Genomic DNA, 20,984 nt, shown 5'->3' on the forward strand with positions numbered 1-20,984 from the left:
GGGACCCCGGCCGGGCCCGGCGGCGAAGCGCCCCGCCGCCGCGGCCGGTTCCACGACGGTGGGCCCCGGGCGCGACGGCCGATTCGGGGGCGGCGCCCCGTGCGGCCCGCCGTGGCCGTCCGTGCCGGTGCGCCCCGAGCCGCCGCGGCGCCGTCCGCCTCAGTACGCCCCGAACCGCCGTGCCAGGGCCCGCAACGGCGCGGACCGGCCCCGGTCCGGCACCGTCCACAGCGTCTCGCCCCGCACCCCCCACCGCTCCAGCAGCGCGCCCGCGGCGAGGAACCCGGAGGTGGCGGCGCGCTCCATCAACGCCACCGGCAGATCCGTACGGACCAGGTCCCCGGCGACCACGACGGCCGGGTCGGGGGTGCGCACCGTGGGGCGGTCGCCGTAACCCCCGACGGCGAACAGCGGGCAGTCCGCCCGCCACTCGTGCCGTGCGGCGAGCACGCGGGCCCGGAGGGTCTCCGGGTACACCCGGTGCAACTGGTCGACGAGACGCTTCTCCTCGACCTCCCGGACGGCCTGCGACGGCACGGCGTAGGCGTGCAGTTCGACGACGCAGCCGCCGGTGCGCGCCGCCCAGCGGGCCGCCTCGCCCTCCCAGTGGGACAGCACGCTGACGTTGTCCAGCGAGCCGTAGCCGCTCGTGCCGAGGAACCCGGGCCGGCCGGGCGCGACCGGGCGGTCCAGCCACAGCCGGGAGACCAGGAACGGCGGGGCGTTGCGCAGCCGTGCCACCCGCGCCCGCCAGCCGGCGTCCCCCAGGTGCGGCGAGCGGCTCACCACGCCCCGCAGCCCGCCGACGTCCATCGCGAGCACCACCGCGTCGTACGGCCGGGCCCCGGCGGCGTCGACCACGAGCCGCCCGCCGGACGGTCCGGGCCGGACGGCCTCGACGGACGTGCTCGTGCGGATCTCGACCCCGTGCCGCACCAGGTGCCCGGCGAGGGGGTCCCACAGCGCCTGCGGGAACGGCTCGCGCGGCACGTCGAACAGCAGCCCCTCGCTGGAGCCGAGGAAGTAGATGTGGAACATCAGGGCCATCTCCGCGGCCGACAACTCGCCAGGGTCGGCGAAGAAGCTGCGGGAGAACACCTCGAAGGCCAGGTGCCGGGCCGCCGCGGGAAAACGCAGCGCGTCGAGGAAGTCGGCTGCGCTGACGGTGTCCAGGCGCTCGTGGACGCGGCGGGTACGGACGTCGAGGAGCGGCAGCGCGGCGGACGGCCGCAGCGCCGTCAGGTCCCGCAGCCCGAAACTGGGACTCAGGGCGACGAAGGCGAGGGCGCTGAACGGGGGAGTGCGCGGAATCCGGCGGAAGCCGTCGTGCAGCCCGCTGCTGTGCCGCAGGGGGTAGTCCGGCAGCCCGGTCAGCATGGCGAGGCCGGGATCGCACCGGCGCAACAGGCTCCGCAGGTTGTAGTACTGGCGGAAGAAGGCGTGGAAGCCGCGGCTCATCGTGGCGGGTGTGCCGTCCGGCAGGGCGACCGTCCGGCCCGCGACCCGGCCGCCGAGCACGGGCTCGCGCTCGTGGAGCACGACGCGCACCCCGCGCTCGGCCAGGAGGGTCGCCGCCGCGAGCCCCGCGATGCCGCCGCCGACCACCGCCACGGACGGCGCGTCGCCCTCGACCCGCTCCCGGCCCCGCCCGGCCGGCAGCATCCGCGCCCGCCGGTCCCGCCCGGGCGGCCGCACCCCACCGCCCCGGATCACCGCGCGTCCCGGGCGGCACGGACGCGGCCGGCGGTCTCGGCGCAGGGGAGGGACGCCGTCGGGCCCGGGGCTGGGGCCGGGGCCGGGGTCGGGGGACTCGTGGTCGTGGTCATGGTCGGGGTCCGGGGACTCGTGCCGCAGTCCGGGCCCGGCGGCACTCGGCGTCCGGCACCACCGCCCGCGGCGCCCGGCCGGCGGGAGACGCGGCCGGGTGGGGTGCAACGGGCCGCGGCGGGGGCGACGCGGCGGCCGCGGCGGCCCGCCGGGCGGTCGGGGCGGGTGGTCGGCGCGGTGGCGCGCGGCAAGGACATCCAGGGCTCCCGGGCGGGTCGGTACTCGGCGGGTGGGACTCAGCGGACGGGCAGGTGGCGGCGTGGCAGCCACGGCAGTTCGGCCGCCGTGCGCAGCATCGGCAGGACGGGGACGCGCACGCCGACCGCCAGGTCCTCGTACAGCCGCGACCGGCCGTCGAGGAAGCGCAGCAGCCGCCCGGCGGGCACGCGGTCGAACAGCCGGAAGAAGAGGTCGGGTCCGTCGACCCGGCCGGTGTCCAGGGCGCGCAGCAGCACCGCGTCCATCCACCGGGCCCGTGCCGGGTGCGGGGCCGGCGGCACCGGGCGGCGGCCCGCCCGCACCGCGCGGGCGACGGCCTCGGACTGCCGCTGCACGGCGGCGAACGTGTACCCGGTGGACGCCCGGGTCGCACCGCCCGCGACGCCGATCCGGAAGACCCGGTCGCAGCCCTCGGCCCTCCGCCCGAAGACGGCGTCGGTCATCGGCACGACCCCCTGCTCGGTGGACAGGACCTCCGTCGCGCCGGTGCGCAGGACGCGGCGCGTGTAGTCCTCCAGCGCGCGGTCGTACGCCTCGGTCGTCAGCGGCGCCGGGCCGAACTCGGTGTACTCGACCAGCGCGGTGTGCCGTCCGGTCGGCAGCACGTAGCCGAAGGACAGGCCCCGACGCGGCTGCACGGTGCGGAAGTCCATCAGGTCGACCACCTCCGGGTCGAAGACCGGCCGCTCGGTGCGCACGAACCAGCCCCGGAAGTGCTGGAGCAGCCGGGTGCGCGCGGCCGGCAGCCGGTCCGGCGGACGGGAGTCGAAGACCCAGCGGGCGCGCAGGCCGACCGGCGCGCCCGCCGCGTCCGTGGCCGCCAGCCGCACGGTGGCGTCCGGCAGGCCGGTCACCGCGCCGACGGTGGCCTCGACGCGCCGCAGCCCCGGACGGTCCTTCAGGTCCCGCTCCACCAGCGCCTCGAAGTCGTCCGAGCGGACCATCTTGTAGCGGGCCGGCGCGATGTTCCGCCGCACGGCCCTCCCGTCCCGGCCGTGCACCCGCAGCCACTGCCACGAGGCCGTCGCCGCCCGGTCGAAGCGGCCGGGTCCGGCCTCCCAGAAGCACCAGGTGCGCCGCGCGGGCCGCAGCGGTCCCGGCGGCGGATCGACGAGGACGACGGAGGGCGCCGCCCCGTGCCGCGCGCCGGCCGGGAGCCGGTGCACCAGGGAGAGCCCCGCCGCCCCGGCACCGACGACCACGATGTCCGCGTCGAGCACGTCCGCCTCCTTTCCTTCCCGCCGGCTTGGTCCGCCGGGTCCGCCGCCCGCCGGCCGGATCCGCCGGGTCCGGCGGAGTATTCCGCCCGGCGCCGTCCGCGGTGGCGCACGGCGCGCTGGACGGCGCGAGACGGGGACCCGCCGGGGGGACCCGGTACGGCCGGGCGGGTGACTGCCGGAGGGGAACCGGGGCCCCGCGGCGTCGCGCCGGAGGCGACGGGGGAAGGCATGGGGCCGACCACACGAGAGGACCCCGCCATGCCCCCCAGCACGGTCGAGCACCGCATCCCCCGGCCGGACGGACCACCCGCGGACCGGGGCGCGCGATGACGCGGACGGTGACCGGGCGCACCGACCACGTCGTGGTCGTCGGTGCCGGACTCGCCGGGCTCTCCGCCGCCCTGCACCTGCTGGGCGCGGGACGCCGGGTGACCGTCGTGGAACGCGACCCGCTCCCCGGCGGCCGGGCCGGACGGCGCGAACTCGGCGGCTACCGCCTCGACACCGGCCCGACCGTGCTGACCATGCCCGACCTGGCCGACGAGGCCTTCGCGGCCGTCGGTGAACGGCTGCGCGACCACGTCGAACTGCTGCCCCTGCACCCCGCCTACCGCGCCTGCTTCGCCGACGGCACCGCCCTGGACGTCCACACCGACGCCGACGCGATGGAGACGGAGGTCGAACGGTTCGCCGGCGCCGGGGAGGCGGCCGGGTACCGGCGGCTGCGCGACTGGCTCGGGCGGCTGTACGCCGTGCAGATGCGCCGGTTCATCGACGCCAACTTCGACTCGCCGCTCGGCCTGCTCACCCCCGACCTGGCCCGGCTCGCCGCCCTCGGCGGCTTCGGCCGCCTCGACACCCGCATCGGACGCTTCCTGACCGACGAACGGCTCAAGCGGGTCTTCTCCTTCCAGGCCCTGTACGCCGGTGTGGCGCCGTCCCGCGCGCTGGCCGCGTACGCCGTCATCGCCTACATGGACACCGTCGCCGGCGTCTACTTCCCGCGCGGCGGCGTGCACGCCCTGCCCCGCGCCATGGCCGCGGCGGCCGCCGGTGCCGGGGCCGACCTGCGCCTCGGACGGGCCGTCACCCGTCTGGAGCGCTCCGGCAACCGCGTCACCGCGGTCGTCACCGACCACGAGCGCATCCCGTGCGACGCCGTCGTCCTCACCCCCGACCTGCCCGTCGTGCACCGGCTCCTGGGCCGCCGCCCGCGCCGCCCCCTCGCCCTGCGGCACGCACCCTCGGCCGTCGTGCTGCACGCCGGCACCACCCGCACCTGGCCGCACCTCGCCCACCACACGCTCTCCTTCGGCGCCGCGTGGCGTCGGACCTTCGACGAACTCACCCGGACCGGCACCCTCATGACCGACCCCTCCCTGCTGATCACCCGTCCCACCGCCCACGACCCCTCCCTCGCTCCCGAGGGCCGCCACCTCCACTACGTCCTCGCGCCCTGCCCCAACACCGACATCGGCCCCGGCGCCCGCGCCTGGAGCGACCTCGCGCCCCGCTACCGCGACCGGCTGCTCGCCACCCTGGAACGCCGGGGACTGACCGGCATCGCCGCGGCCGTGGAGGAGGAGTGCCTGGTGACGCCCGCCGACTGGACCGCACAGGGGCACGCCGCCGGCACCCCGTTCTCGGTCGCCCACACCTTCGCCCAGACCGGACCCTTCCGCCCCCGCAACCTGGTGCGCGGCACCGACAACGCGGTCCTCGCGGGCTGCGGAACCACCCCGGGCGTCGGGGTGCCGACCGTACTGGTCTCCGGGAAGCTGGCCGCCGCCCGCATCACCGGCACACCGCGGCGCCCCCGGGCGGCGAGGGGCGGCCGGCGATGACCGGACGCGAACTCGACGCCGCCGGCGTCACCGACCCCGCCCTGCGCGCCGCCTACACCCGGTGCCGGCTCCTCAACGCCCGCCACGGCCGCACCTACTTCCTGGCCACCCGCCTCCTGCCCGCCGACCGCAGGCCCGCCGTGCACGCCCTGTACGGGTTCGCCCGGTGGGCCGACGACATCGTCGACGACACCGCCGACACCGCCGACACCGCCGACGCCACGCCCGCCGAGCGCGCCGCCGCCCTCGCCCGCCTCGACCGGCTGCTGCGGCACGCGCTCGCCGGGGGCCGTCCCGCCGCCGAGCCCGTGGTGCTGGCCCTGGCCGACACCGCCGCCCGGTACGCCATCGAACCGGCGCACTTCACCGACTTCATGGCCTCGATGCGCGCCGACCTCACCGTCACGGACTACGCCACCTACGCCGACCTGCGCGCCTACATGCACGGCTCGGCCGCGGTCATCGGCCTCCAGATGCTCCCCGTCCTCGGCACCGTGACCTCCCGCGCCCGGGCCGCCCCGCACGCCGCCGCGCTGGGCGTCGCCTTCCAGCTCACCAACTTCCTGCGCGACGTCGGCGAGGACCTGGACCGGGGCCGGGTCTACCTCCCCGCCGACCTGCTGGCCGCGCACGGCGTCCAGCGGGACCTGCTGCTGTGGAGCAGGCGCACCGGCCGCGACGACCCACGCATCACGGCCGCGCTGCGGGCCGCCGAGGACCTCACCCGGGGCGTCTACCGCGAGGCCGAACCCGGCCTCGCCATGCTCGACCCCGTGGCACGGCCCTGCATCCGCACCGCCTTCCTGCTCTACCGGAACATCCTCGACACCATCGCCGGGAGCGGGTACGCGGTGCTGCACCGGCGCGCGGTGGTGCCCCGCCGGCAGCGCGCGGCCGTCGCCGCCGACGGGCTCGTACGCGTGCTCGCCGCCCGGCTCGGCGCACGCCGCGCCCCCACGCCGACGACCGTGCCGTACGGCGCCGCCCTCGATGCGAAGGAGTCCGGATGAGCACGGACGACCGCCCCCGCCGAGGACGCCTCCCCCTGCGGCTGCGGCGCCGTGCGCTCCCCTGGGAGCGGCAGCGCCCGACGTGGCGCGAGGCCCGCCCCGCCGTCGTCGCCGCGGCCCTCCGGCGCGCCGGGGCCCGCCCCTCGGGCAACTGGTACGTCCTCGGCGCGAGCACCGGCGTACGGCCCACCCGTCCGCTCTCCGGCACCGTCGCCGGCGTCGAGGTCGTCGTCTGGCGGGACGCGCACGGGCGACTGGTGGGCGGCCCCGGCGCCTGCCCCCACCTCGGCGCCCCGCTGGCCGACAGCCCGGTGCGGTGCGGCACGCTCGTGTGCCACTGGCACGGACTCGCCCTCGACGGCGCCCCGTTCGCCGGGTGGGAACCCCTGCCGGTGCACGACGACGGCGTCCTGGTGTGGGTACGGCTGGACACCGTGGGGGAGGAGCCGCCCACCCCGGCGCCCCTCGTGCCCGCCCGGCCGCCCCGGGAGACGGCCCTGACGTCGGTGTGGCGCGGGGTGGGGACCTGCGAACCCGAGGACGTGGTCGCCAACCGGCTCGACCCGTGGCACGGAGCCTGGTTCCACCCGTACTCCTTCGTGGACCTCACCGTCGTCGGGACGCCCGGGCAGCACCTGCGCCCGGACGGGGACGGCGACCGCTTCGTCGTGGACGTGTCCTTCCGGCTGACCGGCCGCCTGGTCGTCCCCGTCCGGGCCGAGTTCACCGCGCCCGGACCCCGCACCGTCGTCATGCGCATCGCCGAGGGCGAGGGCACCGGGTCCGTGGTGGAGAGCCACGCCACACCGCTCGGCCCGGGCACGGACGGGCTGCCGCGCACCGCCGTCGTCGAGGCGGTGCTCGCCACCTCGGACCGCCCCGGCTTCCCCCTGGCCCGCCGTCTGGCACCGGCCCTGCGCCCGCTGATGCGCGCCGCCGCGGGCCGCCTGTGGCGCGACGACCTCGCCTACGCCGAACGCCGCGCACATCTGCGCGCCCGCGGCCTCTTCCCCGGCTGAACGGAGCGGCACCGCCATGCAGACCTTCCTTCCGCACCCCGGTTTCCGGGACTCGGCACTGGCCCTGGACCGGCGGCGCCTCGGCAAACAGCGGGTGGAGGCCCTCCAGGTGCTGCGCGGCCTCACGGTCCCCGGCTACGGCTGGCGCCGGCACCCGGCGGTGCGGATGTGGACCGGCTACGAGGAAGCGCTCGTCCGCTACGGTCTCGACGTCTGCCGGGTCTGGCGGGAGCGGGGCCACCAGGACAGTTGCGCGGCCTCACTCGTCGCGGGGCTCGCCGAGCGCCGCCCGGGCGAGCCGGTGCGGGAGCAGGCGGAGCTGGCCGCCGCGGGAGAACTGCCGCCCTGGCTCGGCGACGAGGCCTTCCACCGCAGCCACCGCTCGGCGCTGGTGCGCAAGGAGCCGGAGGTGTACGCCGAACAGTTCCCCGGGGTCCCCGACGACCTGCCGTACGTCTGGCCGGCCTCGGACCGGGAGCGCGGGGAAGCGGACGACGGCGCCCCCTAGGGGCTCCGCGCCGCGATTGGTCCCCGACGGTGCCCGCGAAGTGGACCCCGTGGCGGGCCGCCGCCCTCCCTAGCGTCGTGCGCATGAACGCCACCACCACGCGCGGGGCCCTGCTCGCCGCGCTCGCCTGTGTCCTCGTCGGAGGATCCTTCACCGCCAACAGCCTGCTCGGCGACTACCCGTACGCGGGCGGCCAGTTCCTGCGCTACGGCCTGGCCTTCCTGCTGCTCCTCCCGCTGGCCGGCCCCGGCGCGGCAGCCCGGCTGCGCGCGCTCGGCGCCGGCCGCTGGGTGCGCCTCGCGCTGCTCGCGGCCGTGGGCATGGTCGGCTTCAACCTGGCCGTCCTCGCCGCGGAACGCACGGCGGAACCCGCGGTACCCGGCGTCCTCGTCGGCTGCGCGCCCGTGGTCGTCGCCGTCGTCGTGCCCCTCCTGGAGGGGCGCCGGCCGCAGCGGGTCGTCCTGTACGGGTCCCTGTTCGTGGCCCTGGGAGCCTTCACCGTCCAGGGCTGGGGACGCACCGACGGCGCGGGCCTCGCCTTCTCGGTGTGCGCGCTGGCCGGGGAGGTCGGCTTCGCCGTGCTCGCCGTGCCCGTACTGCGGCCCCTGGGCCCGCGGCTGCTGTCCACCGTGGTGTGCGGCGTCGCGGCGGCCGAGTCGGCCCTGGCGGGCGTCCTGGCCGACGGGAGCGGGTGGCTGCGCCGTCCGGACGCGGTGGAGACGGGCGCGCTGCTGTGGCAGGCGGTGGTGGTCACCGTCGTCGGGTTCGTGTGCTGGTACATGGGCATGCAGCGGATCGGCGCCGAGCGCGCCACCCTGTTCTCCGGGCTGATCCCGGTCGCCGCCGCCGGTACCGCACCGCTGGTCGGCACGGGCTCCTACGGCCTCGCCCAGGCGGTGGGCAGCGCCCTGGTCTTCGCCGGAGTGGCCGTGGGGTCGGGCGCGTCGCCCCGCTTCGCGCGCGGACGACGGCCGGCGGTGGTGCGTCAGGGCGCCTTCGAGCGGTCCTTGGAGAAGCTGTAGAGGTCCTTCGAGGTCGTGATGAGCTCACGCTGCTCCTGCGGGGAGCCGACCATGGGCTGCGAGCCGTGCAGCGGCACCTGGGCGCTCTCCGGCAGGAACTTCACGGCCACCAGCCCGATGGCGCCGGCCACCATCAGGTAGTACGCCGGCATCAGGTCGTCGCCGGTGATGCTCACCAGCGCCTCGGTGACCAGCGGCGTGGTGCCCCCGAAGGCGGCGACGGCGAAGTTGAAGCCGATGGCCATCGCGGCGTAGCGCACGGCGGTGGGGAACAGCGCCGGCAGTGTGGCGGCGCTGGGCGCGGCGAAGCAGGCCAGCAGGGTGGACAGCAGCAGTACCCCGAGCACCGGCGCCCAGATGCCGTCCGCCTTCAGCAGCAGGAACGCCGGAACGGCGAGGACGATCATCGCCGCCGCGCCGCCCGCGTACAGCGGGCGGCGGCCGACGTGGTCGCTGAGCCGGCCGAGGAAGGTGATCAGCAGCACGATCCACACCATCCCCATCAGCACCAGCACGTCCGCGAACCCGCTGGAACGGTTCAGGGTCTCCGTCTGGTACGTCGGCAGATAGCCCGTCACCATGTAGTTGGTGACGTTGTAGAGCAGCACCAGGCCCATGCAGATCAGCAGCGGGCGCCAGTGCTCGCGCACGATCGTCTTGAACTCGCTGCCCGCCGACTCCTGGGCCAGGCCCTTCTCGTGCTCGTCGAGCTGCTGCTGGAAGGCGGGGGACTCCTCCAGCTTGAGCCGCATGTACAGGCCGATGACGCCGAGCGGACCGGCGATCAGGAACGGCAGCCGCCAGCCCCAGGCGAGCATCTGCTCGTCGGACAGGGACAGGTTCAGCACGGTGACCAGCGCCGAGCCCAGGGCGTAGCCGACGAAGGTGCCGAAGTCGAGCCAACTGGAGAGGAAGCCGCGCCGCCGGTCGGGTGAGTACTCGGCGACGAAGGTGGTCGCGCCCCCGTACTCGCCGCCGGTGGAGAAGCCCTGGACCATCCGGGCGAGCAGCAGCAGGACCGGGGCGGCGATGCCGATGGTCGCGTAGCTGGGGATGAGGCCGATGGCGAAGGTGCCCAGCGCCATCATGATCATGGTCGTGGCGAGCACCTTCTGCCGTCCGACGCGGTCCCCGAGCGGGCCGAAGAACAGGCCGCCGAGCGGGCGTACGACGAACGCCGCGGCGAAGGTGGCGAAGGAGGAGATCACCTGGGCCGCCGGGGAGGCGCCCGGGAAGAACACCTTGCCGAGGGTGGCCGCCAGATAGCTGTAGACGCCGAAGTCGAACCACTCCATGCAGTTGCCGAGCGCGGAGGCCCCGACCGCGCGCTTGAGCAGCGGTCCCTCGACGACCTGGACGTCCTCCTCGCGAAAGGCCCGCTTGGTACGGCGGAGCCGGCGGGCCAGCTCCTCGCGGACCTGCCGCGGCAGGCGCGCGACCGTACTCGGCATCTTCGCCCCGCTCCGGGGACCGGACCCGCCGTCGGGCTTCGCGTCGGCCACGCCGCTGCCTTCCTGTCGCTCCGTCACAGTTCGCCTGAGTGAATTCTGTGCCGCAACCCGCGACCGGCGCATGCCGGAGCCGCTGCCCGGGGCGGCGCGGACGGCCCGGGCAGCGGCGCGACGGTACGGCTCAGGGCTGGACCGGCATGCTCCAGCAGTTGGAGCCGGCCGCTTTGCCGGAGAGCCGGTCGGTGAGCCAGGAGATGGCGTTGCCCTGGTCGGCGAGCAACGGGGCGAAGTGGTTGAGCAGGCCGCTGCCCACGCCCGGCAGGACCACGGGGACGTAGGTGACCTTCCCGCCCTTGTCGCACCAGTCGACCGCCAGCCGGCGGGCCTGGCCGTGGGGGACCAGGTCGTCGCCGGTGCCGGTGGCCACGCGGACCGGCCCCGCGGGCCTGAGCGCGCCGATGCGCTGCTTGGCCAGGAAGTCCTGGAGCGCGGGCTCGGCCCGGATGATGTCGCTCAGCGACTGCCCCGTCCTCGTCCACTCCTTGCTGCTCTTGCCGCCGTAACCGAAGAGCGCGTCGCCCACGCACATGGTCGACAGGTCCTTCAGCGCCTTCTCGCCCGCCTCGTTGACGTACCGCTCGGCGATGGGCCGCAGGGCGGGCTCGGTCTGCAGGAAGCCGTTGAGCGACCAGCCCAGCGCGCCCGCCAGGTCGCTGCCGTCGATCGCCTTCGTCACCTCCGTCAGGTCGGCGGGCGGTGCCCCCGCGTAGGTGCCGGCCAGTTCGACGTCGGGGGCGTAGGAGGGCTGCAGTTCGGCCGCGGCCGCCGTGGCGCCGCCGCCCTGGCTGTAGCCGAACAGCCCCACCCGGGAGGCGGAGGTGACGGACGCCTGGTCGAGGGAGCGCGCGGCGCGTACGGCGTCCAGCACGGCGTGGGCCCCGTCGACGCGGTTGACATAGGTGTGCAGCCGGTCGGTGGTGCCGAGGCCGACGTAGTCGGTGACCACGACGGCCACGCCGCGCAGCAGCAGCCGGTAGACCGACAGGTCCTCGTAACCGACGGAGACCGTCTGGCCGTTGAGTCGCAGCGGGTGCTCCAGGGCCATGGAGGCGGCGCACTGGTCGCCCTGTCCCATGGTGCCGGGCGCCACGGCGACCAGGGGGCGCGGTCCGTCGCCGCGCCACTTCGCGGCCGGTTCGATGTAGGCGCCGGTGACCGCCACCGCCTCGCCGTTCGCGTCGGTGGACTTGTACATCAGCCGGGTCGCCCGGCCGGGGAGCGGACCGTCGATGCCGGGCAGGCTCAGCGCCAGGGGCAGCGGTTCGCTGCGGATCAGCGTGCCGTCGGTGCCCGGGAGTTCGGACGGCGGGGTGTAGAAGGCCGGTATCTCGACGCCGCGGGACGTCGTGGTAGCACCGCCGGCCGCGCCGTCGGCCGCGACGGCCGGGACGGCCTGGGCACCGAGGGCGAGCGCGGCGGCGATCGCCACGGCGAACATGCGGGGACGTGGGGGCATGGCGAACCTCCTGGGGAAGGGCCGGATCCGTCGTCCGCGGTCCCGTGGGCCAGGACCGTGGTCGAGCTGCTCCTGTGGGGTTACTGGACCGTAACCGGCCGGGGTTACCAGGGGTAGCACCGTGCTCATTACGGTTCAGTAACTTGACGCGCTGTCTAACAAGCACGGTCGGATCCCACGCTGCCCGGCACACGCTGCGCTGCCCGGCATGTGCTGCCCGGCAAGCGCCGTCCGCCGGGCGACGGCCCCTCAGGAGCGCGGCCACGCCCCCCGGTCCGCCAGCCAGAGCACCAGCGCGGCGATGTTCCAGGCGTCGTCCACCCCTCGGTGGTGCCGCCCCTCCAGGGGCAGTCCGGCGATCTCCAGCGCACGCGCCATGCCGGGACGCCTGCGCAGCCCGTGGGCCTCGGTGAAGACCGCCTTGGCGTTGGTGTGCACGCGCTCGGCCGGCCGGCCGAAGGGATGGGCGACCCCGTCCGCCGCGCACTGGCGGACGAACTGCCTGCGGTCGTAGTCGCCCCAGCTCGCCCACGGCCGCACGCCCGCGCCGTGGTCGCGCACCAGCGTGTCGCAGGCCCGGGCGAGGCTCACGCCCCGGTCGGCCTCGGCCGGGGTGATGCCGGTCAGCCCGGTGCAGAACGCGCTGACTCGGGAGCGGGCGGGCCGCACCAGGATCCGGTGCCGGGCCACCCGCTCCCGGGCGTCGAGGTCCACCACGGCGAGCCCGATCTCGATGATCTCGCTCACCGCGCCGGGCGGCGGCTGACCGTCCCAGCAGGTGGCCTCCAGATCGATGACGTTCAGCAGGCCCGCGTGGCCCCCGTCCGCGTCGCGCAGGTCCATGGCGGCACCGTACGGGGCCACGGATCCGCGAGCACCCGGGTTTCCCCCGCGAAGTCGGCTAGCGACGGCTCCGGACCAGCAGGTACAGGAAGTAGGGCGTGCCGATCACCGCCGTCATCAGCCCCGCGCCCAGCTGGGCCGGGGCGATCACCGTGCGGCCGAGGAGGTCGGCGGCGCAGACGAGGACGGCGCCGAGCAGGACCGCCACCGGCACCACGCGCACGTGCCGCCGGCCCACCAGGGCGCGTGCCGCGTGCGGGGCGACCAGACCGACGAAGCCGATCGTGCCCGCGCAGGCCACCGCGGTCGAGCTGAGGACCACGCTCAGCACCAGGAACCCGAGCCGCCCCGGAGCCAGCCGCAGACCGAGCAGCCGCGGGGTGTCCTCGTCCAGCGAGACCAGGTCCAGCTCGGTGCGCCGGGCGACGGCCACACCGATGCCGACGACCAGCGCCAGCGCGACGGGCACGACGTCCGGCATGGTCCGCCCGTAGGTCGAACCCGACAGCCAGGTCAGCGCCTTGGTGGCGTTGAACGGGTCGGTGAGCACGATCAGCAGACTGATCAGCGCCGCCGTCCCGGAGGCCACGCCGATGCCGACGAGGACCAGCCGGTTCTGCCGGAAACCGCCCCGGGCGGCGAGCCCGAAGACGAGGGCGGCGGTGACGGCGGACCCCGCGAAGGCTGCCCCCGCCACGCGCCAGGTCCCGGCGGCCGGCACGGTGGTCACCAGGAGCACCGCGCCCAGCGCGCCGCCGCCGGTCACCCCGAGGACGTTCGGCTCGGCGAGCGGGTTGCGGGTGACCGCCTGCACCAGCGTGCCCGCAAGGGCCAGTGCCGCACCCGCGCACAGCGCGGCCAGCACCCGCGGCACCCGCGTGTCCAGCACGAAGGAGACGGCGCGCCCGGCCCGGCCCTGGGCCCAGTTGACGACGTCACCGAGCAGCAGTTTGGTGTCACCCACCAGCACGGCGGCGATCACGAGCCCCACCAGGACCACGACCAGGACGGCGACCGTGGCCAGGAACACCCCCCGGCCCGGGGTGCGCAGCCGGTCCGGCGCCCCCGCCCCGGCGGTGTCCCGCACCCGCAGGGCCATGGTGACCAGGAACACGGCGCCGACCAGGCTGGTCACCACGCCCGTGGGCACGGACACCGAGCGGTCCCCGGCGACCAGGGCCCGCAGCAGCACGTCCGAGCCGAGCACGAGGGCCGCGCCGGTGAGCGCCGCCGCCGGCATGGCCGTACGGGAGCGGCTGAAGCCGTGGAAACGGCGTGCGAGCGGGCGCACCAGGGCGGGGGCGCACAGGCCGACGAAGCCGATCGGGCCGGCGAGGGTGACCGCTGTCGCGGACAGCAGGGCCGCGAGCACGACGACCGTGACCCGGGTGGCCCGGACCGGGACGCCGAGACCGCGGGCCGCGTCGTCGCCCAGGGCCAGCGCGTCCACCCGGCGGGCCGTCAGCAGCAGGCCGGCCAGCCCGGCCAGGGCGATCGGCAGCATCTGCAGGACGCCGTCGAAGCCGTTCTGGGAGATGCTGCCCTGGTTCCACTGGTAGAGGCCCTCCGTCTGCTCCGGGAAGAGCAGCAGCAGCCCCTCCGTCATGGAGTTCAGGCCCAGCATCAGCGCGGTGCCCGCCAGAACGAGGCGGACGGTGCCTGTGCCCAGGCCGGACAGGCCGAGCACGACGGCCGCCGCCGCGAGGCCGCCCACGAAGGCGACGCCGGAGGAGGCGAGCATCGGCAGCGACACGCCGGTGGCGCCGGCCAGTCCCAGCGCCAGGTAGGAACCCGCGTTCACCGCGAGGGTGTCGGGGGAGGCGAGCACGTTGCGGCTGACCGCCTGGAGCACGGCGCCGGCCATGCCCAGGACGGCGCCGACCAGCAGCCCCGCGGTCATGCGCGGCAGCCGGGAGGCGACCACGACGGACGCGTCGTCCGCGGAGGCCCGCCCGGTCAGGGCCCTGAACACCTCGGACGGTCCGACGGCGGCGGTGCCCTGGGTGATGTCGACGACCGCGAGGACGGCGACCAGCAGGACGATCCCGGCCGTCACCGCGGCCGCGCCCGACCGGGAGGGGGGAACCGCCGGCGGACGGGCCCCGGCGGGCTCGGTCGCGGCTTCGGTTGCGGTGACGGCCATGGCCCCGCTACTTCGTCAGGGCGCCGACGACGGAGTCGATGTACGCCTCCATCGACCCGGGACCGCCGAACATCCAGATGCCGTCGTCGAGCCGGTGCACGTCCCCGGCCTTCACGAACGGCAGCGACTTCCAGACCGAGTTCTTCGCCAGCTCACCGGTGAACGGGGTGGCGCTCGGGTCCTCGTCGTTGCCGATGTAGGCGAACCGGGTGTCCTTGGGCAGCTTGGTCAGGCCCTCGACGTCGGTGCTGCCGAGACCGTAGGCCGCGTCGCCCTTCACCGCCCAGGCGTTCTTCAGGCCGATGGCCTCGTTGACCTCGCCGATGAGGGAGGTCGCGGTGTAGGGACGGATCGAGACCTGGTTGGAGGCGACGTAGCCGTCGGCGAAGGCGATGTTCTTGCCGCCCATCCCGGCGTCCGCCAGGGACTTCTTGCCCTCGGCGACCTTCGCCTCGAAGTCCTCGCGCAGCGACGCCGCCCGGTCCGTGGTACCGGTGGCCCGGGCGATGAGGTCGACGTTGTCGAGCATCCGGTCGATCTGCCCCGCGCCGTCGGCGGAGGTCACCTCGATCACCGGCGCGACCTCTCGGAGCTGCTTCACGGCGGAGGGGGCGAGGTCGGTGGTGGCGACGATGAGGTCGGGGGCGAGGGAGGCGACGGTGTCCATGCTCGGCTCGCCGCGGGTGCCGATGTCCTTCGGTTCGTTCTTCAGCGGAACGGCGCTGTCCCAGGTCCGGTAGCCCTTGACGTCCGCCACGCCGACCGGGTCGACGCCGAGCGAGACGAGGCTCTCGACGACGTTCCACTCGGTGGCGACGACCTTGGTGGCCGGTCCGTCGAGCTTCACCTCGGTGCCCTTGCCGTCCTTGAGCGTGATCGCCCCGGAGGCCTTCTTCTCCGTCTTGTCGGCGGCGGGTTCGGTGGTGCCGCAGGCGGCGAGGGTGAGCGCCGCGGCGGTGGTGGCGGCCGCGGTGAGCAGGAGGCGTCTCATGAGGTGGTGCCGAGCCTTTCGGGGGTGCGTATGTGGTGGCGGCCGACCGGGCGGGTGCGCAGCCGGCCGGTGAGGGGGTCGGTGTCGACGTCGATGCGGATGCCGTAGACGGCGGTCAGGCGCTCGGGCGTCAGTACGTCCTCGGGCGTGCCGTCGGCGACGATCCGGCCCGCTTCGAGCAGCGTGATCCGGTCGGCGACGGCCGCCGCCTGGTCGAGGTCGTGCAGGACGACTCCGACGGCGATGCCGTGAACGTCCGCCAGGTCGCGGATCAGGTCGAGCAGTTCGACCTGGTAGCGCAGGTCGAGGTAGGTCGTGGGTTCGTCCAGGAGCAGTACGCCGGTCTCCTGGGCGAGGCAGCTCGCGAGCCACACGCGCTGCAGCTGTCCGCCGGAGAGGTGGTCGGCGCCCCGGTCGGCGAGGCCGTCGACGCCGGTGAGCGCGAGCGCCCGGTCCACGGCGGCCGGACCGTCCGGATCGGGCCGCCCCCAGCGGCCCCGGTACGGATAGCGGCCGAACTCGACGACGTCCCGCACGGTCAGCCCGCCGGGCGTCGGCCGCGCCTGGGTCAGCAGGGCGACGTACCGCGAGAACTCACGGGACGTCAGCGCCAGCGCGTCGGTCGTGCCGTCGATGTCGATCGTGGCGCTGCGCGCCCGCTGCAGCCGTGCGACGGTCCGCAGCAGTGTGGACTTGCCGCTGCCGTTGGGGCCGACCAGGACGGTCACTTCGCCGGGCCTGAGCCTGACTCCCGCGTCGTGCACGACATCCACGCCGTCGTACGCGACGGTCACGCCCGTCGCCGACAGCTCATGACCGCGCAGGCGCGGGGTACCGGCTGCGTCTTCTGCTGATCTCACGCAACGAAGGTTAGCCTAACCTAAAAAGCACTGGTAGAGGCGGGGCTCACACGGGCCCCGCCGCAGCCCCCTCCGTGCGCTCGTCCTCGTCGGGGCGAAGGGATCAACTCGCCCTCTGTGGACGGGATTTCCACAGACCCGCCCGGTTCAGGGACATCGGGCAGTGGAGGTAGATCTCGTCGATCTCCAGGAGCAGGGCCAGCTCCGGGCGCCTTCCGTCCCGCGTCATCGCGTCGAAGAAGGGGGCGTCGGTGAGGATGCGCGCCCGGCCGTTGACCCGGAGCACCTCCTTGCCGCCCGGGATCAGGTAGAGCAGTCCGGCGTGCGGATTGTCGAGGATGTTGTGGAAGCTGTCCCCGCGCCGGTTGCCCGGCCGGTCCGGCAGGGCGAGGGTGCGGGAGTCGAGGACGTGGGTGAAGCCGGGCGCGTCGCCGCGGGGCGACACGTCGCAGTTGCCGCCCGCGTCGGAGGTCGCCAGCAGGCAGAAGGGGGAGCGCGCCAGGATGTCCCGGTCGTCGTCCGTGAGGCGGTCGTGCACCTTGTCGATGACGACGGGCCAGGGCTCGCCCAGCAGCTCGCGCAGGTGCGCGCGGGAGCCGAGTTCGACCCAGCCCTTTTCGCCGGCGGCGGTGTCGGCGGCGGTGTCGGCGCCCGGCCGGTCGCCGGCCGTGTCGGTCGTGTGCGGCAAGGCCGGCTCCCCAGTGTGCTCGCGGAACTGCCGGAAGAAGGGCTTCCGGTGTTGTTGCACACGAAACATTATCCGATGTTAGGTTCGCCTTACCTTCGCACCTCAGGGAATGCGCGCCACCCCCGCGTAGATGCCGCTCTCCTCCGGCGCGGGCGGTTCCTGGCCCTCGCCGGACCACTCGGTGGCCGTCACCAGGCCCGGCGGCACCAGCTCCAGGCCGTCGAAGAAGCGGGCCACCTCCGCCCGGGTGCGGAAGCCGAGCCTGATGCCGCCCTTGGCGTACTGGTCGATCACCTGCTCCGCCAGCTCGGGGAAGAGGTCGATCGCGGCGTGCGACAGGACCAGGTGGCTGCCGGACGGCAGGCTCTCCACCAGCCCCCGGACGATGCCGTGGGCGTCCTGGTCGTCCGGGACGAAGTGCATCAGGGCGATCAGCGACAGCGCGATCGGCCGGTCGAAGTCCAGTATCCCGTGGGCGTGCCGCACGATCTCGTCCGGTTCGCGCACGTCGGCCTGGATGTAGTCCGTGGCCCCCTCGGGACTGCTGACCAGCAGGGCCTCCGCGTGCCGCAGCACGATCGGGTCGTTGTCGGCGTAGACGACCCGGGCCGTCGGCACCGTCCGCTGGACGATCTGGTGCAGGTTGGGCTCGGTCGGGATGCCCGTGCCGATGTCCAGGAACTGGTCGATGCCCCGCGCGGCCAGGTGTGCCGCCGCCCGGTTCATGAACGCGCGGTTCTGCCGCGCCGCGTCCCGCGCCTGGGGCGGCAGCGTCTCGCCCACCGCCTCGTCGACCGGGTAGTTGTCCTTGCCGCCCAGCAGCCAGTCGTAGACCCGCGCGGGATGGGCCCGGCCCGTGTCGATGTGGGGAGGCCGGGAATGGTCCGTCGTCATGGCAGGCTCCGTGCTCCGGGAGGTGACGCTCCGCCGCAGTTCCCGATCATCGTAGCGCCGTGACGCCGTGCCATGTGCCGCGCGGACGAGGGACGTTGCCCGCGCTCCCGGGGCTCAGCCGGCCTCCCGGCGCAGGGTGCGCGGCGGACGGTGGCTCCAGGCGCGGTCGGCGTCGGTGATCTCGCGCAGCACCCGGGCCGGAGTCCCGGCGACGACCGTCATCGGCGGCACGTGCGCGGTCACCACGCTGCCCGCGCCGACCACCGACCCCCGGCCGACGGTCACCCCCGGCATGATCAGCGCGCCGGCCCCGATCCACACGTCGTCCTCGATGCGCACCGGCGCGGAGAACTGCGTGCCGTCCCGGCGCAGGTCGGGATGGACGGGGTGGCCGGTCGTGCTGACCGTCACGTGCGGGGCGAACATCACCCGGTTCCCGACGAAGACCTCGACGTCGTCGACGAGCGTGAGGCCGAAGTTGGCGTACACGTCGTCGCCCAGGTGGGTCCGGCTGCCGTAGGCCACGTGCAGCGGCGGCTCGATCCACACCCCGGTGCCGAGCGCGGCGAGCATCTCCTCCAGGAGCGCCCGGCGGCCCTCCTCGTCCCGTGCGCCGGTCCGGTTGTAGGCGTCGGCCAGCTCCTTGCCGCGCAGCCGCTCCTCCGCCAGGCCCACCAGGCCCGGGGCGCCGTCCGAGTAGAGCTCCTGGGCCGCCATTCTGCGGCGGACCTCGAGTTCACGGGGGTCGGTGGGCACGGGATCTCCTCGTGGTGGTGGGGGAGGGGCGGCGGCCCCGTCCGCGTCTTCGTGGCGGCGCGGACGGGACCGCCGGGGGGGCGTCAGCCGGCGGACACGTCCGTCAGCGTCCAGCGCTGGTTGGCGCCCGAGTTGGGCGGCCAGGTCGTGACGGCCGCGCCCTCGTGGGTCGCCTGGCCGCCGACTTCGAGCAGGCGCCCGGTGGCCGCGTTGACCAGGGTCCAGGTGCCGTCGCCGGTGGTCGACGCCAGCCACTCGGCGGCCGCGTCGCGTCCGCCCCTGTCGGGCTCGGCCACCGGGACGTCGTCCCGCACGGCCAGGCGCGTGCCGTCCCCCGGCCGGGTGAAGACGTACCGGTCGCGGGCCCCGCCGTCGTGGCGCACCGCGCTCAGCCGCCACTGCCCGGCGCCCGCGTCGGCTCCGCCGCCGAGCACCAGGCCGGTGCCGTCCCCGGCCACGGTGACGGCCTTTCCGCTCTGCACGCCGGTCAGCGTGTAGGTGTGGCCCTTGCGCAGCGTGGCGGCGTCCTTCGCGACGCCCGAGACGCCCTCTATCGCGAAGGAGGTGACGGACTGGGCGGGCACGGTGAAGGTCGCCGTGCGGTCGCTGACCCGGATCGGGGCCCGCCGCTCCAGCGTGCCGTCGGCACTGGTGACGACCGGGGTGACGGTGGCCCGGCGGCTCACGTCACGGAACCTGGACAGGTCGACGGTGACGGTGCGGGCCTCGGTGGTGCGGTTGACGTGGACCAGGGAGGCGCCCTGGCCGTCGCGGGTGACGGCGGCGGCGCTGGAGGTGTCGTCCGTCGCGATCAGCCGGTCGCCGGGCTTGATGAAGTGGGTGAAGTTGCGGGCGGTGTCGAACTTGGTGTTGGTGCGGATCGGGCAGGTCTCCAGCGTGTCCCCGGCGGTGCAGTCGAACGGGAGCTGGATGCTGCCCCAGTTGCCGCCCTTCGCGGACTCGCCGCCCGGCTTCATGTTGTCGTAGTCCTCGACGGGCTGCCAGAACACCCAGGCACGCGGCTCCAGTTCGCGCAGGTCGTCGACGATCTGCTGGGCGAGGCCGAGACCCGGCCGCATGTCCTCGAAGTCCTGGCCGTCGCCCCAGTCGCCGCCCACCTCGCTCATCCACAGGGGCTTGTCCGCGGCCTTGGCGAGGTCCCGCACGGTGGTGCGCTGCCCGGTGCCGTAGGTGTGGACGTTCATCTGGCCGACGAGGGCGCGGTCGGCCGCGGAGTAGGCGCTCCAGTTCTTCGCGAAGGTCCCCGGGTTGGTCTCGTCCATCGCCGAGACGTCCGCCTTGACCTTCGCCTTCCGCAGCGCCGGGGCGAGGGCCTGCAGCACCTTGCGTTGCAGGTCGGGACCCATGTGGGCCCCTTCCTGCCGGCCGCCGACGGGCTCGCCGTCCGCGCCGAGCCGGGTGCCCCAGTACGGGGTGTTGGGCTCGTTGAAGGGGTCCACGGTGTCGACCCGGATGCCCTCGGCCTTCTCCAGCCGGCGGGTCGCGCCCGCGAGATACGCGGCGAAGTCGTCCACCGACTCGGGCCTGAGCTGGTCGGCGGAGGAGTCGAAGCCGCCGGAGACGTATCCGCTGACGGTCATGAACCAGGGCGGGGAGTTGCTGAACGTCTCCCAGTGGTCGATGTCGTCCTTGATGCGCTGGACCCACCAGCGCTGGGTGGCGTCGGCGTCCTCGTTCCAGTCGGCCGGGTCGTCGGCGCTCCACCAGTCGGTGTCCTCGCGCGTGGTGCCCGCGGGCGCGTTCCACCAGCCCTCGACCGCGCCGCCGGCCCGCAGGTAGTCCGCGACGTCCGGCGCGTTGCCGCCGCCGATGTTGTACCGGGCGATGTTCAGGCCCAGCCCGTCGTCGTCGAACAGCAGCCGGGCCAGCTTCTCGCGGATCTCGGGCGGGTAGTCGCCGGTGGCGTTGGCGAACCAGACCAGGCTGGTGCCCCAGCCCTCGAACTCCTCCTGCTGGTACGAGGGGTCCGGCCGCACCGTGACGGAGGCGGCGGCCGGTGCGGCCTGGGCGGGGGTGCCGAGCAGGGCGGCCCCGGTGGCCAGGGAGGTCAGAACAGCGGCCCCGAGGAGGCGTCTGCTGCGGGTACGGCGTGCCATCGTGTGCTCCCAACGGAAAGGTGTGGTCGCTGCGGTGGCCCCCTCCGCCCGGCCGG

At 75.0% G+C, this 20,984-nt stretch carries 17 protein-coding genes; 5 read left to right on the plus strand and 12 right to left on the minus strand.

Annotation, left to right across the window (positions count from 1 at the left end; genetic code table 11):
• Positions 1-159: 159 nt before the first annotated feature.
• Positions 160-1,662, minus strand: a complete 1,503-nt coding sequence (locus Sdi02f_RS28140; protein WP_174843407.1) for an FAD-dependent oxidoreductase — start codon at positions 1,660-1,662, stop codon at positions 160-162.
• 401 nt (positions 1,663-2,063) lie between these two features.
• A complete protein-coding gene (locus tag Sdi02f_RS28145; RefSeq protein WP_031185537.1) occupies positions 2,064-3,266 on the minus strand; it encodes a lycopene cyclase family protein in 1,203 nt (400 codons plus the stop codon).
• A 326-nt stretch (positions 3,267-3,592) separates the two neighbouring features.
• Between Sdi02f_RS28145 and crtI the strand changes: the two genes are divergently transcribed.
• The 5 genes from crtI to Sdi02f_RS28170 all read left to right on the plus strand — a co-directional run bounded on the left by crtI (position 3,593) and on the right by Sdi02f_RS28170 (position 8,669).
• Positions 3,593-5,110 carry a phytoene desaturase family protein gene (gene crtI / locus Sdi02f_RS28150; protein WP_053666044.1) on the plus strand — a complete coding sequence of 506 codons (1,518 nt, stop codon included), beginning with the start codon at positions 3,593-3,595 and terminating at the stop codon, positions 5,108-5,110.
• Positions 5,107-6,120 (plus strand): phytoene/squalene synthase family protein, encoded by a 1,014-nt coding sequence (locus Sdi02f_RS28155; protein ID WP_108934228.1) that lies wholly within the window; start codon positions 5,107-5,109, stop codon positions 6,118-6,120. The genes crtI and Sdi02f_RS28155 overlap by 4 nt, the downstream gene beginning before the upstream one ends.
• A complete protein-coding gene (locus tag Sdi02f_RS28160; RefSeq protein WP_031085553.1) occupies positions 6,117-7,139 on the plus strand; it encodes a Rieske (2Fe-2S) protein in 1,023 nt (340 codons plus the stop codon). The genes Sdi02f_RS28155 and Sdi02f_RS28160 overlap by 4 nt, the downstream gene beginning before the upstream one ends.
• 16 nt (positions 7,140-7,155) lie before the next feature.
• Positions 7,156-7,647 carry an MSMEG_6728 family protein gene (locus Sdi02f_RS28165; RefSeq protein ID WP_031085552.1) on the plus strand — a complete coding sequence of 164 codons (492 nt, stop codon included), beginning with the start codon at positions 7,156-7,158 and terminating at the stop codon, positions 7,645-7,647.
• An 83-nt stretch (positions 7,648-7,730) separates the two neighbouring features.
• The gene (locus Sdi02f_RS28170) at positions 7,731-8,669 is read left to right on the plus strand and encodes an EamA family transporter (protein ID WP_030403311.1); all 939 of its coding nucleotides are present in this window, start codon (positions 7,731-7,733) and stop codon (positions 8,667-8,669) included.
• Here the strand turns inward: Sdi02f_RS28170 and Sdi02f_RS28175 are convergent.
• The 10 genes from Sdi02f_RS28175 to Sdi02f_RS28220 all read right to left on the minus strand — a co-directional run bounded on the left by Sdi02f_RS28175 (position 8,633) and on the right by Sdi02f_RS28220 (position 20,928).
• The gene (locus Sdi02f_RS28175; RefSeq protein WP_051783581.1) at positions 8,633-10,120 is read right to left on the minus strand and encodes an MFS transporter; all 1,488 of its coding nucleotides are present in this window, start codon (positions 10,118-10,120) and stop codon (positions 8,633-8,635) included. The genes Sdi02f_RS28170 and Sdi02f_RS28175 overlap by 37 nt on opposite strands.
• Before the next feature lie 181 nt (positions 10,121-10,301).
• Complete coding sequence (locus Sdi02f_RS28180) at positions 10,302-11,636, minus strand: lipase family protein (protein ID WP_031185535.1); 1,335 nt, start codon at positions 11,634-11,636, stop codon at positions 10,302-10,304.
• Between the two features lie 249 nt (positions 11,637-11,885).
• Positions 11,886-12,479, minus strand: a complete 594-nt coding sequence (locus Sdi02f_RS28185) for a 3'-5' exonuclease (RefSeq protein ID WP_031185534.1) — start codon at positions 12,477-12,479, stop codon at positions 11,886-11,888.
• A 58-nt stretch (positions 12,480-12,537) separates the two neighbouring features.
• Positions 12,538-14,622 carry a siderophore ABC transporter permease CdtC gene (gene cdtC, locus Sdi02f_RS28190; protein WP_031085542.1) on the minus strand — a complete coding sequence of 695 codons (2,085 nt, stop codon included), beginning with the start codon at positions 14,620-14,622 and terminating at the stop codon, positions 12,538-12,540.
• A gap of 7 nt (positions 14,623-14,629) precedes the next feature.
• Positions 14,630-15,613: an iron-siderophore ABC transporter substrate-binding protein gene (locus Sdi02f_RS28195; protein ID WP_053638930.1), complete on the minus strand. Its 984-nt coding sequence runs from the start codon at positions 15,611-15,613 to the stop codon at positions 14,630-14,632.
• Positions 15,610-16,473, minus strand: a complete 864-nt coding sequence (gene cdtA, locus Sdi02f_RS28200; protein WP_030403305.1) for a siderophore ABC transporter ATP-binding protein CdtA — start codon at positions 16,471-16,473, stop codon at positions 15,610-15,612. Before cdtA ends, Sdi02f_RS28195 begins: the two co-directional genes overlap by 4 nt.
• Positions 16,474-16,576: 103 nt before the next feature.
• Entirely contained in the window at positions 16,577-17,161 is a 585-nt protein-coding gene (locus Sdi02f_RS28205; protein ID WP_108934229.1) for an MSMEG_1061 family FMN-dependent PPOX-type flavoprotein, read from the minus strand.
• Positions 17,162-17,263: 102 nt separating this feature from the next.
• On the minus strand, positions 17,264-18,055 hold the full coding sequence (locus Sdi02f_RS28210) for an SAM-dependent methyltransferase (protein WP_108934230.1): 792 nt from the start codon (positions 18,053-18,055) through the stop codon (positions 17,264-17,266).
• A gap of 114 nt (positions 18,056-18,169) precedes the next feature.
• On the minus strand, positions 18,170-18,811 hold the full coding sequence (locus Sdi02f_RS28215) for a sugar O-acetyltransferase (protein ID WP_053638933.1): 642 nt from the start codon (positions 18,809-18,811) through the stop codon (positions 18,170-18,172).
• An 83-nt stretch (positions 18,812-18,894) separates the two neighbouring features.
• Positions 18,895-20,928, minus strand: a complete 2,034-nt coding sequence (locus Sdi02f_RS28220) for a glycoside hydrolase (protein ID WP_108934231.1) — start codon at positions 20,926-20,928, stop codon at positions 18,895-18,897.
• Between the last annotated feature and the right edge of the window lie 56 nt (positions 20,929-20,984).

Origin of the sequence: Streptomyces ardesiacus (genome assembly GCF_003112575.1) — a bacterium.
GTDB classification, from domain to species: domain Bacteria; phylum Actinomycetota; class Actinomycetes; order Streptomycetales; family Streptomycetaceae; genus Streptomyces; species Streptomyces ardesiacus.